We start from the raw sequence: 15,914 nt of genomic DNA on the forward strand, positions 1-15,914 counted from the left end.
TGTGATAAATAATGTAAAAAACCCGCTCTTTTGAGCGGGTTTTTTATGTTTGTAAGCAAAAGGTATCATCATAAAAAAAGGCAACCATACGGTTGCCTTTTTGTTTTTATAATGACGAAACTAATTAAGCAATTTTATTTAAAATTGTATTTAAAGTCGTACTTGGACGCATTGCCTCGTCTGTTAATGTCTGCGCTGGGTGGTAATAACCTCCGATATTCTGAGCTTTCCCCTGAGCACCGATTAACTCACCGTTAATTTGTGCTTCATTTTCAAAAAGTTCTTTTGCAATAGGAGCAAACTGTGCCTGTAATTCTGCATCTTTAGTTTGTGCCGCTAAAGCTTCAGCCCAGTATAATGCCAGATAGAAGTGAGAACCTCTGTTGTCAATCTGTCCTACTTTACGGGCAGGAGATTTATCATTCGCAAGGAATTTTTCAGTAGCCTGATCTAATGTTTCCGAAAGAACCAAAGCTTTGTTTTTGTTGAATACATTTCCTAAATGCTCTAAAGATACCGCTAATGCCAGGAACTCTCCAAGAGAATCCCAACGTAGGTAACCTTCTTCAAGGAATTGTTCTACGTGTTTCGGTGCAGAACCTCCGGCTCCTGTTTCAAATAAACCACCGCCGTTCATTAAAGGAACGATCGATAACATTTTGGCAGAAGTACCTAATTCTAAAATAGGGAATAAGTCGGTTAAATAATCACGCAATACGTTTCCGGTTACCGAAATAGTATCCAATCCGGCTTTGATTCTTTCTAATGAGAAAATCGTAGCATCCACCGGAGAAAGGATTCTGATATCCAATCCGGTTGTATCATAATCTTTTAAATAAGCAGTTACTTTTTTGATTAATTCTCTGTCGTGAGCTCTGTTTTCATCTAACCAGAATACCGTTGGTGTATTGGTTGCTTTTGCTCTGTTTACGGCAAGTTTAACCCAGTCCTGGATAGGTGCATCTTTTGTTTGACACATTCTGAAAATATCACCAGCTTCCACATTTTGCTGTAATAATACGGTACCATTAGTATCGACTACACGAATAACACCGGTAGCAGTAGCCTGGAACGTTTTATCGTGCGATCCGTATTCTTCTGCTTTTTGAGCCATCAAACCAACATTTGGTACACTTCCCATTGTTTTAGGGTCGAAAGCACCGTTCTTTTTACAGAAATCAATAGTAGCCGTGTAAAGTCCGGAATAGCATCTGTCCGGGATTAATGCTTTGGTATCTTCCTGTTTTCCTTCGGCATTCCACATTTGTCCGGAAGTACGGATCATAGCAGGCATCGAAGCATCCACGATCACATCTGAAGGTACGTGCAGGTTCGTGATTCCTTTATCGGAATTAACCATTGCCAATGCAGGTCCTTTTTTATACGTTTCCTGAATAGCCGCTTCCACTTCAGCCTGTTGCGGATGTCCGGCAATTTTTGCATAAACATCACCCAAACCGTTACGGGTATCAATATTTAAAGTTTCAAATAAAGCAGCATATTTTTCGAATACCTCTTTAAAATAAACTTCTACGATCGCTCCGAAGATAATCGGATCGGAAATTTTCATCATTGTAGCTTTCAGGTGAATCGAAAGCAATACATTTTTAGCTCTGGCATCTTCAATTTCTTTAGCCACATAGCTTTTTAAAGCTTTTAGACTCATTACCGAACTGTCGATGATTTCACCGGCTTTTAAAGGCGTACTTGCTTTTAATACCGTAGCAGTACCATCGGCAGCAACGAATTCGATTTTAACGTCTGTAGCTTCATTTACCGTTACCGATGTTTCACTTCCGTAGAAATCACCCTGCTCCATACTGGCTACATGGGTTTTGGAATCTGCCGACCATGGTCCCATTGAATGCGGATTGGCTTTTGCATAATTCTTAACCGCTTTTGGTGCTCTACGATCGGAATTTCCTTCACGTAAAACCGGGTTTACGGCAGAACCCAATACTTTAGCATATTTTGCTTTAATTTCTTTTTCAGCATCGTTTTTAGGCTCTTCCGGAAAATCGGGAACAGCATAACCATGTGCCTGTAATTCTTTGATAGCTGCTTTTAACTGTGGAACAGAAGCAGAAATATTTGGTAATTTGATGATGTTTGCTTCAGGAGTTGTTGCCAGTTGTCCCAATTCTGCCAGGTCATCATTAATACGTTGTTCTTCTTTCAGGAATTCCGGGAAGTTAGCCAGTATTCTTCCTGCAAGAGAAATGTCTCTTGTTTCTATTTCAATACCAGACGGAGCCGTGAATGCTTTTACAATTGGCAATAATGAATGTGTAGCCAGCATTGGCGCCTCATCTGTAATGGTGTAAATAATCTTTGATTTTTGTGTCATCGTTTGAATTTTTAAAATCGTATCGAAAATAATATAGTAGTGTTTGTTCTCTTTTTTGCCTTTAAAAAAAGCGTAGCAAAGATAAGAAAATGAAAAGAAAAAGCGGTCGAAATAAGCGGGTTAACGCTCGAATTAGTATTTTATTAATTTGGCGTTTGAAAAATGCTAAAATGATAATTTAAAAGGTAAGATTTTATCAAAAAAAAAGTCCCGAATATATCGGGACTTGTTCTATGAAAATCGGAAAGCAGATTATCTTCTTCTTTCTTTGATTTTTGCTTTTTTACCAGTAAGTTCTCTGAAGTAGAAGATACGAGCTCTACGAACTTTACCTCTTTGGTTCAATTCAATTTTTTGTAAAGCAGGCATGTTTAAAGGGAAGATACGCTCAACACCTACAGCACCTGACATTTTACGGATTGTGAAAGTTTCCGTTACACCAGCACCTCTTTTTTGGATAACAACTCCTTTGAAGAACTGAGTTCTGGTTTTTTCACCCTCTTTAATTTCGTAATAAACAGTGATAGTATCACCTGCGTTGAATTCAGGGAAATCTTTTTTCGCTACGAATTCGTCTTGAACAAATTTTAATAAATTTGACATGATAGATAATGTTAATTGTTTTGAATCAGAGCAACATTCACGGTTATCGTCAGAGGTTAGTCCAAATATGGGCGCAAAGATAATGATTTTAACGAAACAGACAAGTCTTTTATAGCTAAAAAACTTACTTTTCTTGAAATATTTCTAAGAGTGCCTATTTTGTTGATTATTAGTCGTTAAGTAAATCGGGACGTCTTGTTTTGGTATGTTCGTAAGCCTGGTTTTCCCGCCATTTTTCAATTTCCGGAAAATTACCGCTCAATAAAATATCCGGCACCTTCCATCCTTTGTATTCCGCCGGACGTGTATAGATAGGAGGAGAGAGCAGGTTATCCTGAAAACTGTCGGTTAAAGCCGATGTTTCATTGCTCAGTACTCCCGGAATCAAACGGATGATACTGTCGGCCAGAACGGCGGCTCCTAATTCGCCTCCGGAAAGGACATAATCGCCAATGGAGATCTCTTTGGTAATAAAATGATCTCTTACGCGCTGGTCCACTCCTTTATAATGGCCGCATAAAATGATGATGTTTTTTAACAGGGACATGGAATTGGCCATCTTTTGATTTAAGGTTTCGCCATCCGGAGTCATATAAACCACTTCGTCATATTCGCGCTCGCTTTTTAGCTTACTGATACAGGCATCGATCGGCTCAATACTCATAACCATTCCTGCACCGCCGCCAAACTGATAATCGTCCACATTTTTGTGTTTGTTGGTACTGTAATCGCGAAGGTTGTGAAAATGAACTTCTACAAGGCCTTTATCGACAGCTCTTTTTAAAATAGAAGCTTCAAACGGACTTCGGATCAGTTCGGGTAACAGGGTAATGATATCAATGCGCATAGAGTGAAAATTTTGGCAAAAATAGCTTAAAAAATAGAAATCAATTTATTTCTGCACTTTTTTAAGCAGATAAGCCCGGGTTGTAACCTTCTGATCGCCCTTTATATCCGGAACGGGAGCGGTCACATTATACAGTTCGATAGTATTGTCCGGTCCGTATTTCCAGCCAAACAGGGTTGTTGTATTGGCATCGGAAAGGTAAATTGCATTGATCTTATCGGTAATCATTTGCATACAGTCACCGGAATAACACAATTCATAGCGGCTGTAACCGGGAAAGCCGGTAATTTCCTTATCGGTGAAATGTACCTTTTTTGTTTTTAAGGTTTCCGGAAAGATAAATTCATACGTTCCGGCAATCATGGTTTGGGCTAACCGGCTTTCAAATGAAGCGGCCGATTTTGAGAAAACAGTATTCCCTTTGGTATTTGTATAGGTACTGTCTTTTACAATAAAAGTACTGTCGGAAGTAGCTTCGAGCTGCATGTCCTGTAAAGTGCCGTCATGCTGATAGGCATTGTGAAGCGTGTACAGACTGCCTTTTTTATGAAACGCTATTTTTCCGGTTTCGAAACCATTGGAAAATAAAACGCTGTCTTTTAAAAAGGTCATTTCAACCGCATAAAACGGAATATCGGTAAGGAGTGTCTGGTTTGATTTCTCTAAATAAGAAACATTAACAAAGGTACCGGACAACGCAATGTCCTGCTTTTTTGTTTCGCAGGATAAAAAGAGCAATCCGGTTACGAGTAATCCTATTTTATTTAGAGAAATCATCATTTTTGGATTAAACGCCAAATTGTCTTAAATGGTGATCCAGGTGCTTCCATTGGGAAATATCCCATTCTTCCGGTGTCATCGGGCCAAAAAACGGGTGTTTCAGGTTTTTGATAACGCTGGGTCCCTGCTGGAAACGGCTAACCCGGTCTATTAATGCTGTTTTTGCTGCATCGAAATCCGGTTCGTGAGTGATAATAAATTCTTTGGCTGTCGGGATATTGGGATCAAACGGTTTGTCTTCTACCAATTTCTTTTTGGCTATTCTTCCGAACAACAGCCCGATCAGGTTCTGCTTAAGCGTTAGTTCTCCAAAAGCCACTTTTATGGGCGCCTGGCAATGTTCCATCATTTGACTTACGGTCATTTTTCCCCAATGAGAAAGAGAATGTGGTGACAATTGATTGATGCGGTCGATGATGTCCTGATTGGAAGCAGGATTATAAAGGCTCTTCATAGGTTTATTTTTTTGTCGCTACTATTGAATATGTCATGGGTAATTTATTGCCTAAATGTTTGATGCGGAATTTATTCGGGGCAAATGCTTCCACTTCGTTAAAACACGGATAAGGCGAATAATTATACTCTTCAAAGATATTAATTTCCAGATTATGTTGTATTAAAGCACTCATAACCTCTGTTAACGGGTGATTCCAGCTCACGGATTCATTTTTAATCGGAGCCTTTTTATCGGCATAGGTACCGGTGGCCGATTCGATAATGGTTTCGGTATTGAAATAATCATATTGTATTTCTGTGAAATTGCTGTCAAACATCCATACCACAGGGTGGAACTCCACAAATACAAACTTCCCGCCCGGTTTTAGAAAATGGTTGACAACCTTTGCCCATTTGTTCAGGTCCGGTAACCAGCCAATAGTGCCGTAGCTGGTAAAAACAATGTCAAACTGCCCGTCCAGATGATTCGGTAAATCATAAACGTCACTACAGATAAAGGTCGCATCGATATTCATTTGCTGTGCATATTCCGTTGCTTTTGCAATTGCTTTATCGGATAGGTCAATTCCGGTAACCTTTGCGCCCATGCGGGCTAAAGAAATGGTATCCTGCCCGAAATGACATTGCAGATGCAGGATCTTTTTGCCGGAAACCGGTCCCAATAACGCCAGTTCGATATCGTTTAACGTGGATTCACCGTTTAAAAAAGCATCCATTTGATAAAAATCGGAAGCGATATGATAATCCACTTTATCATTCCAGGTCGCTTTATTAGTTTCAAGGTAATCTTCAGGAATATCCATGATTCGGTTTTTAATAGTTGTTTTTTGATTGCTTAAAATTACAAATCCGTTTGAATATAGTTGGTTTCATGCTAAAAAACGGTTTTCACAAAGATACAGTTTGTATTAAAATCCGGTGATGCCGGAAGAAATTTTTCCGGTAATTTAAGATTTAATTAAGAGATATAGAATTAATTTTGCGGCATGAATTTATCCCGAACAGATGTTGGCTTTATGGCCATCTGTACAGGTTTGATTGTTGCCAATCTGTACTACTGCCAGCCCCTGATAATTCTTATTGCTAAAGAATTTTCTATACCCGAAGACCAGGCTGGAACCATTACATATCTAACACAGGCCGGTTATGCAATCGGTATGTTTTTTATGGTTCCGCTGGGCGATAAGCTGGAACGTAAAAAACAAATACAAATCACAACGCTTGCTGCAGTGGCAGCTTTGATCATTGCGGCTACCGCCACAAACTTTAAGATGCTTCAGATCGCCAGTTTTTTAATCGGAGCCTCGTCCATCGTACCCCAGTTGATTTTACCGTTATCGGCAAGCCTGGCTTCGCCGGAACAAAGAGGTAAGGTGATCGGTACGGTCATGAGCGGTTTGTTGGTCGGCATTTTAATTTCACGAACGGTCAGCGGCTTTATCGGTGCCTGGCTCGGCTGGAGAGGAATGTTCTGGATTGCTGCCGTTTTATGTTTGCTAATCGTGATTGTGATACAAAAGAAATTCCCGGTAAACAGACCGAATTTTAAAGGAACTTACGGAGAACTTTTAGGATCTTTATTTTCGCTGATCAAGGAACAGCCTTTATTGCGGGAAGCAACCCTGATCAATGCGTTAAGCTTTGCCCAGTTTGGCGCTTTCTGGACCACTATGGTTTTGTTGTTATCCGGGGAACCGTTTCATTATAACAGTGCGACGATAGGCCTTTTCGGAATTGTGGGGGCTTCCGGAGCTTTGGCGGCACCGCTTGTCGGGAAATTAGGCGATAAGGGTAATCCGCGGGTCGTGATTGGTTATGGCTGTTTGCTGCTGCTGATCAGTTTTATCATATTCTATTTTTCTTCCGGGAGTTTAATCGGGATATTAATCGGAATTGTTTTTATTGATGTAGGTCTGCAATCGGTACATATCTCGAACCAGACCAGGGTTTATTCGTTGCTTCCGGAAGCCCGGAACAGGATGAATACGGTTTATATGTCGTTCAGTTTCTTAGGAACAGCTTTAGGATCGGCATTTGGTTTGTGGCTGTGGAATTACGGCAAATGGCATGCTTTCTCAATTGGAGGTGCGATGCTGTCTGTGGCAGCCATCATAATTTATGCACTGACTTACAAACGCAAATAAAAGCGGGAAGCCTTAAATTATAAATTTATAAAATAACATTATATTTGTTGCTCATTATTTAAAAAAGTATAAAAAATGCAAGACGGAATTTACGCAAAATTTAATACTACCAAAGGAGCTATTTTGGTAAAGTTAACGCATGATAAAACCCCTGGAACTGTTGGGAACTTTGTTGGTTTAGCGGAAGGGAATTTAGAAAATGATGTAAAACCACAGGGAAAACCATACTATGACGGTTTAAAATTCCATAGAGTTATTGCCGACTTTATGATTCAGGGAGGTTGTCCTCTTGGAAGCGGTGTTGGCGGACCGGGATACCAGTTTGATGATGAATTTCATCCGGAATTGAAACACGATGTACCGGGAGTTTTATCGATGGCAAATGCAGGACCCGGAACAAACGGTTCTCAGTTTTTTATCACACACGTTGAAACACCTTGGCTGGATAATAAACACACCGTTTTCGGTCACGTAATCGAAGGACAGGATATTGTTGATGCTGTTGCTCAGGGTGATCTTATCGATAGCCTGGAAATCATCAGAGTAGGGGAAGAAGCTCAGAAATGGAATGCCATTGAAGCGTTCCGTACTTTTGAAGGTTCAAGAGAAAAACGTTTAGCAGAGCAAAAACGTCAGGCTGAAGAGGCTTTGGAAAAATTAGCAGCCGGTTTTGAAAAAACAGAAAGCGGACTGCGTTATAAAATGATTCAGAAAGGAAGCGGGAAAAAAGCAGAAAAAGGTAAAATCGTTTCTGTACACTATTCCGGTTCATTAGAGAACGGAGCGATCTTCGACAGTTCATACAAAAGAAAACAGCCTATTGAGTTTCCATTAGGAAGAGGACAGGTTATTGAAGGATGGGATGAAGGTATTGCTTTATTACAGGTAGGCGATAAAGCCCGTTTTGTAATTCCGTCCTATTTAGGATACGGTTCCCGTGGTGCAGGTGGTGTTATTCCGCCGGATGCTACGTTGATTTTTGATGTAGAATTAATGGATGTAAAATAGTCCTTATTACATTTATAGTAAAAACTGCCTTATATGGCAGTTTTTTTTATGCCGTTTTTATACATTTTGTGTGTTTTTTAATGCCTGTATTTTTCATTTTATACTTATTTAACATTTTTTTGCTGTGTATGCATAGTAAAAAAGTGTTAAATTTAACATTTATTTATTAAATTAAAACTTTTGTTAAGAGTTGTAAAATTCTTTAAACCAGTAACTTGATTTTATTTTTCATATAAAATTATTTTTTTTGCTGAAAAGCGTAAAAAAATAGTATTTTGGAATGTCAATTATTTGCAAATAAGATCAGACAATTCAATTAACTTTAAAAATTTAATAATTATGAAAAACAATAAAGACCTTAAAAAGCCTTTCTTTGCTAATTTCTTAGAGAACCAATTGACAAACGAAGAGAAGAATTCTGTTCAAGGTGGAGATATCATAACTTTAAAAGCTACTGATACTTTACAAACATTAAAATACCCATCTGACAACGAAGACGGACCTGGACCGGTAACTGTACCAAGATACGATTTATTACAAACTATGAAATATCCATCTGATAACGATGAAACCGGAGGGCCAATCCTTGAGCCTGGAGGACCGTTTACAGAGTTGTAATTATAAGTTTAATAGCAATGGCTTGTTTGACAAGTCATTGCTTTTTCTGTTTTTAGATGATATTATGTATAAGCCACAGTAATGATTTTTATACTATTGACATAGTAATTAAGCGATTAAAAGAATTAGGTAAAGAAGTTTTCAGGTTAAATTCTGATGAATTTTCCCATCAGCTGCAATTTGATTATTCCTGTGATTCACAGGAAGTTTCAGTGAGCATACAGCAGGGAGACCATTCTTTTACAGTAAAAGATATTGAAGCGGTTTATTACAGGAAGTTATGGAGGATTGCACTTCCCGATGATCTGGATGATTCGTTTAAAAATATTTATTTTCAGGAATATACCACAATGCGTAACCTGTTCTTTGCATCACTCAAAGATGTTCCCTGGATGAACCCGATGGAACTCGATCACAGAATAGGAGAGAACAAACTGGAACAATTATCCTTTGCCCGTGAGGCAGGATTAATCATTCCGGAAAGTCTTTTTACCAATGACCCGGATAAAGTAAAAGATTTCTTTTATTCGGTTTGTCAGGGGAATATGATAGCCAAATTACATGGCTCGTTATCGCGCAGTATGAAAGGAAACACTCCTTTTTTTCCAACAACGCTCATTCAGGAATCCGATCTGGAACGATTAGACACTTTGCCCTATTGTCCGATGATTTTTCAGCGCAATATTGCGAAGCTGTATGAATTGCGGGTCATTTATATTGACGGTACTTTTTATACCGGAAAAATTAATGCTGAAGCATCGGAAGCCGGTAAAACCGATTGGCGCGCGGCCAATGATATCAAGCCGTCCTGGGAGCCTTATGTGCTGCCGGATACCGTTTGTACCGCTCTGGATACGATGATGAAAAACATCGGTCTGTATTTTGGAGCAATCGATATAATCCGCCGGAAAGATGGCGATTATGTTTTTTTAGAAGTTAACCCACAAGGAGAATGGGGGATGATTCAGCGTGATCTGGGATATCCGATCGGAGAAACCATCGCTGAAAAACTCATAGCAAGAATATAGTTTATAGAATTGCTTTTTTAAATCAGGAAATTATTAATAACTGTTATATAGTGAACCTTATTGGCAAACGAGGCATAACATAAAAAAATATTTATGGAAAAAGTATTGATTATTACGCATACTCTGGATAATGAATGTATTGATATTGTTTCAAGAAAAATTAGAGAACACGGCGGTGAGCCGATTCGTTTTAATGTAGACGAATATCCTCTGAAATACGGTTTGAGCACCTGCTATGAAAACGGCGAGTGGAAAACATATCTTGATTATGAAGGAGAACGGGTATCCATTCATGATATTGCATCGTTATGGTACCGACGCAGCCATAATTTGGGTGGCCGTTTGGATACTGTTCTGGAAAGAGAATATCTGGGCAGTGTTTATGGCGAAATCCGCGCTACTTTTTTCGGAATGCTGGAAAGCATGAACTGTTTCCAGTTAGGGAAATACAGCAAATACAGACGTCTGGACAGTAAGGAAGAGCAAATGAAAATCGCAGCCTATCTGGGGATGAAAGTTCCGGAAAGCTGTATTACCAATAGCCCGGAAGAAGCAAAACGTTTTGTAAAAGACCATCCGGGAGGCGTTATCACAAAAATGCAGAGTTCTTTTGCCATTGAAAGAAACGGTGTTGAAAATGTTGTTTTTACCAACTTAATAAAAGAAGAAGACCTGGATAATATCGAGACGCTGCAATATTGCCCGATGCAGTTTCAGGAAAAATTAGATAAGAAAGTAGAATTGCGTATCACGATAGTTGGTGAGGAAATTTATGCTTTTGAAATCGATTCTCAAAAAATGGATAATGCCAAACTGGACTGGAGAAGGGAAGGTATTGAATTGCTGGAAGACTGGAAACCGTATGAATTACCGGCCGATCTGAGAGTGAAATTATTACAGATGATGGACATGTATGATGTGAATTATGGCGCCATTGATATTATTGTAACTCCGGATGATGAATATTATTTCCTGGAAATAAACTCGGCAGGAGAATTTTTCTGGTTAGACCGATTGTTGCCGGACAACCAGATTTCAGACCAGATCGCGAAAGTGCTTTTAGGCAAAGCCAAACGCAGATACACACCGGTTTTTGAAGAAAGTTTAGCTTAATTACAGCTCTCATACAGATAAAAAGAAAAGCCCTCAAAATGAGGGCTTTTTTTATTGAATTATCATTTGCTTTCGTATTTTTACGCCCATAATTTATGAACATGCGTTATTTAAGTTTTCTTCTTCTGTTTACCTTTTTTACGGCGAAAGCCCAATTGCCTGCCCAGCATTGCGGATATGATTTTACGTCTTACCTGGTGCTGAATGTGCATGAAAACGGGAAAAAAGAAAACATTAAAAATTTAAAGATCACTATTGCTGACGAATCCGGAAAGGAAATCATCAATGTCAACAATATCTATAGCTGGACAAACAGCAACAAGCCATTGGTTTTTTCATCCAACTATAAAATTGACGAAAACGGCAACCGGGTAACCGAAGAAGTAAAGGATCAGAAAACAAGATGGTTTTTTCCCTTTGCAAAAGACAATTACCTGTTGTCTGTAGCGAACACGTTTCCGGCGGATAATTTTTTTATTAAAGTAGAGGATACAGACGGGGAAGCTAACGGCGGACGTTTTAAAACACAGTCTTTGCAGCTAAACAGCTTCAATATGTATGTTTTATGTTCGGCACAAAACGAACGTCAGGCGCAGCAATTCGGACCCAGAACGAACCGGCCGGTGGAAATTATTTTAGAACGGGAGTAGCATAAAAAAAACACCGTTCCCAAAAGAAGGTGTTTTGTAAAGAAGCATTAAACGACAGGATTGGTTACCGATATGATGCGCAGTGATTTTATTCCGGCAGGCATTTCCCAATCTACTTCGTCATTCTCTTTAAATCCTATCAGTGCGATACTTAACGGAGCGATTACAGAAACTTTCCCTTCCTTAATGTTTGATAATTGCGGCAGTACAATCTGAATTTTCATGCGTTGTTTTGCCTTAGTGTCTTCAATTTCTACAAAAGAGTTGATTCTGACAATATTATCGGCTACAATATCATCTTTGTTCACGATAGCACGATCCAATTCATTTGACAGCTGCATGATTTCTTTTGCACTTTTATTGTCGCCGCTATTTTTTGTCAACTCACGAAGTAGTTGATAGTCGGTCAATGATAAAACGGGTATTGGTTTCATAACTTTTATCTTTTAAAAATTTGACATTTCTTTTTTGCTGTTGTGATCCTGCAGCTTTCCTTTAAAATAAAGGTCTGCAAAACTGCGGTTGGCACTGCCTTCCGTTCTTCTGAAAAATACGGCTGGCGTAATCTCTTTCGGTTTTTCAAATCCGCAGGCACCGATAAATTCACTCAGGGCTTTCATGGTATTTTTATGGAAATTGGCAACACGTACGCTCTTGTCGGTAATATCAATTCCCTTGTATAACGCTTTATCCTGCGTGGCAATCCCTACCGGACATTTACCGCTGTCGCATTGCAATGCCTGAATACAGCCTAATGAGAACATCATTCCGCGGGCGCTATAACAGGCATCGGCACCCAAAGCAAACGCTTTTGCAAGGTCGAATGCCGAAATGATTTTCCCGGCTGCCAGAATTTTAACCTGTTCGCGAATACCGTAGGTTTTTAGAGTGGAACTCACAAACACCAAAGCATCAGAAAGGGCCATACCCATATAATCGATAAACTCCAAAGGTGCTGCCCCGGTTCCGCCTTCTGCTCCGTCAACGGTAATAAAGTCAGGGAAAATGCGGGTTTCCATCATGGCTTCCACGATATTGATAAACTCATCCTGACGTCCGATACAGATCTTGAATCCTACCGGTTTCCCATTGGAAAGCTGACGCAGCTGGTTTATAAAATACATCAGTTCAATAGCATTGCTAAAAGCGGTATGTGCCGATGGCGAGTGTACCGTAGTGTACGGTTCGATACTTCTGATCTTTGCAATTTCTGGAGTGTTTTTCTCAGCCGGCAGTAAACCGCCATGTCCCGGTTTTGCCCCTTGTGACAGTTTTAATTCCACCATTTTAACTTCCGGATAGGTAGCTCTTTCGGCAAACAATTCATTTGAAAAACTGCCATCCAGATTACGGCAGCCGAAATATCCGGTTCCGATCTGCCAGATCAGATCACCACCCTGTAAATGGTAATCACTGATACCACCTTCGCCGGTATTATGGGCAAAATTCCCCATTTTGGCTCCTTTGTTCAACGAGGTAACGGCAGTTTTGCTCAATGCCCCGTAACTCATGGCGCTGATGTTTAAAATGCTGGCACTATACGGTTGCAGGCACTGGGTATTACCAATGGTAACCCTGAAATCTTTTTCGTTTGCTTTTTTGGGATATATCGAATGGGCTGCCCACTCATAGCCAATGCGGTTCGGATCATCCTGCATTCCAAAAGAAATGGTTTGCTTTTCGTTTTTAGCACGCTGGTACACAATGGAACGCTGCCTGCGGTTAAATGGTTTTCCGTCCAGTTCTCCTTCAAAGAAATACTGTCTGAATTCCGGGCGAACGGATTCAAAAAGATAACGCATCCGTCCTACCAGCGGGTAGTTACGGCGAATAGAATGCTTGGACTGAAAGGTATCAACTGCAATAACCGCAAGAATAGCAATAGGAATTAAAAGGACTTCCCAGGCGATATTGTGGAATTGAACAAGATACAATCCTGTTAAAAGTAACAAAATAGTGACGAACCAGATAATTTGGCGTGCAACCAACGTTGCAAAAAACTTTTTAGATGTCATGATAAATAAGCAAAAGCGTCCGACAGATCTTTCTATCGAATTAAATTAATTTACTGTATAAAGTTTGAAAGGAATGTACCCGCGTATATATAAAAAAGAAAAAACTGTTATATACGGGGTCTAATTAATGAAGGCTTTGTTGTGTGAAAATAGGACAGCCACACTGCGTTTCCTTGCAGAAAACAGTGGCCTGATTACCGTTAAAGTCTGATTGCTCAACATAGCTGGTATATTTACACAGCGCAAAGGTAGCTAATTTTTTTAGATAAGCATCATTTCCATTTAATATTGCAGCCCAAACTGGGTTTTTGTTCCGGATTGATAACCCGGTTGTAAATAACACCGTCTATTGCGCCTCTTAAATCGCTGCCACTTAGCGGAATTCCGTTGGCCGGTCTGCTGTCGTCCAGCTGTCCGCGGTACACCAATCTGTCCAGGTTGTCAAATAGATAAAAATCCGGCGTACAGGCAGCATCATAATTTCTGGCAGCAAGCTGGTTCTCATCATACAGGTATGGAAACTCAAACTTATTCTCAAAAGCAAATTCCGTCATCAGCTCCGGAGCATCCTGCGGATAATTCACCACATCATTACTGGATATGGCAATAAAACCGATACCCTGAACGCGATAGTCATTAGCAATGCGGACAACTTCGTCGATAACATGATGTACAAAAGGGCAGTGGTTACAGATAAACATGACTACGGTGCCCTTTTCTCCTTTTAAATCGGAGAAGGAATAATAAGCCGCTGCCGAATTGGTATCTTTTAAATAAAATTCAGGTGCTATGGTTCCAAGCGGTAACATGTTTGACGGAGTACGTGCCATTTGTAAAATGTAGTATAATTATTAAAAGAGTTAAAGATAAATAAATGTAAAATGATTTGCTAATTTTGGAAAACGAATAGTTTAAAATTAATTATGGAACAAGAAACAATAAGCTGGGGTGATTTTGAAAAAGTAGAAATGAGAGTGGGTACCATACTGGAAGTCAATGATTTTCCGGAAGCCCGAAAACCGGCCTTTCAGTTAACGATCGATTTCGGAGCAGTAATAGGTATCCGCAAATCGTCTGCACAAATTACCAAACGATATACAAAAGACGTTTTAATAGGAAGACAAATTGTAGCTGTGGTTAATTTCCCTAAAAAACAAATTGGAAAATTCATGAGCGAGTGCCTCGTTTTAGGCGCGGTTCCCGAAGAGGGAGATGTTATTTTACTGGCTCCGGATTTTAAAGTTGAAAACGGTTCCAGAATAGCGTAATATAAAAGGGAGTAGTTTAGGCTCCCTTTAATTTTTTATAGTCTTCACTAAGCAATGGTATTCACAATAACCACAAGCGATACTACGGATATAAAAAGCCATAACAGGACACCCTGAGCCAAAGGTTTTATACCGGCTTTTTTCAGTGATTCTTTTGTTAATCCGGCTCCGATCAGGAACAGGGTTATTGTCAGTCCTTTTTTTGCCAGCATGACAATGACTTCGTTTATTGGCTGGAAAGCGGGAAAATAGCTGTTGAAAAGCATGGCCGCAATAAACAGGAAGATAAAATACGGAACGGCTACCTTACTTTCCTTATTTTTAAAAACCAGTGCTGTTACAACCGAAACCGGTATGATCCATAAGGCACGTTGCAGTTTTACAGTAGTGGCTATCTGTAAGGCTTCGTCGCCAAACCGCTGGGCGGCTCCAACCACAGAACTGGTATCGTGAATGGCAATGGCACACCACATCCCAAATTGCGGCTGACTTAAATGAAAGACATGTCCCAACAGCGGAAAGACGAATAATGCTATTGAATTAAGGATAAAGATCGTTGCCAGAGAAACGGATATTTCTTCTTCTCCGGCTTTAACAACCGGACTCAGGGCAGCAATGGCGCTTCCGCCGCAAATAGCGGTTCCGGAGGAAATTAAAAAACTGGTTTTCCGGTTAATCGCAAACAGCTTCCCGACAAGCAATCCGACGATCAATGTTGTAGTGATGGATACTATGGTGAAGAGAAAACCTTCCTTTCCGGTTTTGACCGCTTCGGTAATGTTCATTCCGAAACCCAGACCCACCACCGAAAACTGCAATAATATCCTGGTGGCACTGTGGCTGAATTTCTGAAAAGGATTGCCCAGGAACAAAGTGAGCAGGAAACCCGACAATAAAGCTATTGGCGGTGAAAAGAAAGGGAAAAGACATAAAATGATAAAAATGCTGAAAAACAGTATTTTGATTTTGTTTTCTGGGCTGGTTGATTCCATGATTTGTTTTGTTGTTTGTAAGCACAAAATTCGGAATATATACAG

At 39.8% G+C, this 15,914-nt stretch carries 17 protein-coding genes; 7 read left to right on the top strand and 10 right to left on the bottom strand.

All coding sequences use genetic code 11. The features are described from left to right. Positions 1-124: 124 nt before the first annotated feature. From HW120_RS11445 to HW120_RS11470, 6 genes are all read right to left on the bottom strand, one after another. Complete coding sequence (locus HW120_RS11445; protein ID WP_177734237.1) at positions 125-2,347, bottom strand: NADP-dependent isocitrate dehydrogenase; 2,223 nt, start codon at positions 2,345-2,347, stop codon at positions 125-127. Between the two features lie 252 nt (positions 2,348-2,599). Next, positions 2,600-2,950 carry a 50S ribosomal protein L19 gene (gene rplS / locus HW120_RS11450; protein ID WP_177734238.1) on the bottom strand — a complete coding sequence of 117 codons (351 nt, stop codon included), beginning with the start codon at positions 2,948-2,950 and terminating at the stop codon, positions 2,600-2,602. A 169-nt stretch (positions 2,951-3,119) separates the two neighbouring features. Beyond that, complete coding sequence (gene trmD, locus HW120_RS11455) at positions 3,120-3,797, bottom strand: tRNA (guanosine(37)-N1)-methyltransferase TrmD (RefSeq protein ID WP_177734239.1); 678 nt, start codon at positions 3,795-3,797, stop codon at positions 3,120-3,122. Between the two features lie 45 nt (positions 3,798-3,842). Beyond that, complete coding sequence (locus HW120_RS11460) at positions 3,843-4,577, bottom strand: hypothetical protein (RefSeq protein WP_177734240.1); 735 nt, start codon at positions 4,575-4,577, stop codon at positions 3,843-3,845. Positions 4,578-4,584: 7 nt separating this feature from the next. Next, entirely contained in the window at positions 4,585-5,031 is a 447-nt protein-coding gene (locus tag HW120_RS11465; protein WP_177734241.1) for a DUF1569 domain-containing protein, read from the bottom strand. A gap of 4 nt (positions 5,032-5,035) precedes the next feature. Beyond that, positions 5,036-5,836, bottom strand: a complete 801-nt coding sequence (locus HW120_RS11470; protein WP_177734242.1) for a class I SAM-dependent methyltransferase — start codon at positions 5,834-5,836, stop codon at positions 5,036-5,038. 183 nt (positions 5,837-6,019) lie between these two features. Here HW120_RS11470 and HW120_RS11475 point away from each other — a divergent pair, with 183 nt between their 5' ends. The 6 genes from HW120_RS11475 (at position 6,020) to HW120_RS11500 (ending at position 11,594) form a co-directional block, all read left to right on the top strand. After that, on the top strand, positions 6,020-7,177 hold the full coding sequence (locus tag HW120_RS11475) for an MFS transporter (protein WP_177734243.1): 1,158 nt from the start codon (positions 6,020-6,022) through the stop codon (positions 7,175-7,177). A gap of 75 nt (positions 7,178-7,252) precedes the next feature. Further along, the gene (locus HW120_RS11480; RefSeq protein WP_177734244.1) at positions 7,253-8,185 is read left to right on the top strand and encodes a peptidylprolyl isomerase; all 933 of its coding nucleotides are present in this window, start codon (positions 7,253-7,255) and stop codon (positions 8,183-8,185) included. A 339-nt stretch (positions 8,186-8,524) separates the two neighbouring features. Then, positions 8,525-8,803, top strand: coding sequence for a microviridin/marinostatin family tricyclic proteinase inhibitor (locus HW120_RS11485; RefSeq protein WP_177734245.1), 279 nt, complete (start codon positions 8,525-8,527; stop codon positions 8,801-8,803). 56 nt (positions 8,804-8,859) lie between these two features. Beyond that, complete coding sequence (locus tag HW120_RS11490) at positions 8,860-9,831, top strand: MvdC/MvdD family ATP grasp protein (protein WP_177734246.1); 972 nt, start codon at positions 8,860-8,862, stop codon at positions 9,829-9,831. A gap of 93 nt (positions 9,832-9,924) precedes the next feature. Continuing rightward, a complete protein-coding gene (locus HW120_RS11495) occupies positions 9,925-10,944 on the top strand; it encodes an MvdC/MvdD family ATP grasp protein (RefSeq protein WP_177734247.1) in 1,020 nt (339 codons plus the stop codon). Positions 10,945-11,045: 101 nt separating this feature from the next. After that, entirely contained in the window at positions 11,046-11,594 is a 549-nt protein-coding gene (locus HW120_RS11500) for a hypothetical protein (protein ID WP_177734248.1), read from the top strand. Between the two features lie 47 nt (positions 11,595-11,641). Here the strand turns inward: HW120_RS11500 and HW120_RS11505 are convergent, their stop codons facing one another. The 3 genes from HW120_RS11505 to HW120_RS11515 form a co-directional block, all read right to left on the bottom strand. Then, positions 11,642-12,028 (bottom strand): GreA/GreB family elongation factor, encoded by a 387-nt coding sequence (locus HW120_RS11505; protein ID WP_177734249.1) that lies wholly within the window; start codon positions 12,026-12,028, stop codon positions 11,642-11,644. Positions 12,029-12,040: 12 nt separating this feature from the next. After that, positions 12,041-13,609: an FMN-binding glutamate synthase family protein gene (locus HW120_RS11510; protein WP_177734250.1), complete on the bottom strand. Its 1,569-nt coding sequence runs from the start codon at positions 13,607-13,609 to the stop codon at positions 12,041-12,043. Between the two features lie 272 nt (positions 13,610-13,881). Then, complete coding sequence (locus HW120_RS11515) at positions 13,882-14,439, bottom strand: thioredoxin family protein (RefSeq protein ID WP_177734251.1); 558 nt, start codon at positions 14,437-14,439, stop codon at positions 13,882-13,884. A gap of 93 nt (positions 14,440-14,532) precedes the next feature. Between HW120_RS11515 and HW120_RS11520 the strand changes: the two genes are divergently transcribed. Beyond that, on the top strand, positions 14,533-14,877 hold the full coding sequence (locus HW120_RS11520) for a tRNA-binding protein (protein WP_177734252.1): 345 nt from the start codon (positions 14,533-14,535) through the stop codon (positions 14,875-14,877). Positions 14,878-14,924: 47 nt separating this feature from the next. Here the strand turns inward: HW120_RS11520 and HW120_RS11525 are convergent, their stop codons facing one another. Beyond that, on the bottom strand, positions 14,925-15,869 hold the full coding sequence (locus HW120_RS11525; RefSeq protein ID WP_177734253.1) for a YeiH family protein: 945 nt from the start codon (positions 15,867-15,869) through the stop codon (positions 14,925-14,927). Positions 15,870-15,914: the final 45 nt, after the last annotated feature.

This window comes from Flavobacterium inviolabile (assembly GCF_013389455.1).
In the GTDB taxonomy this organism is placed as follows: domain Bacteria; phylum Bacteroidota; class Bacteroidia; order Flavobacteriales; family Flavobacteriaceae; genus Flavobacterium; species Flavobacterium inviolabile.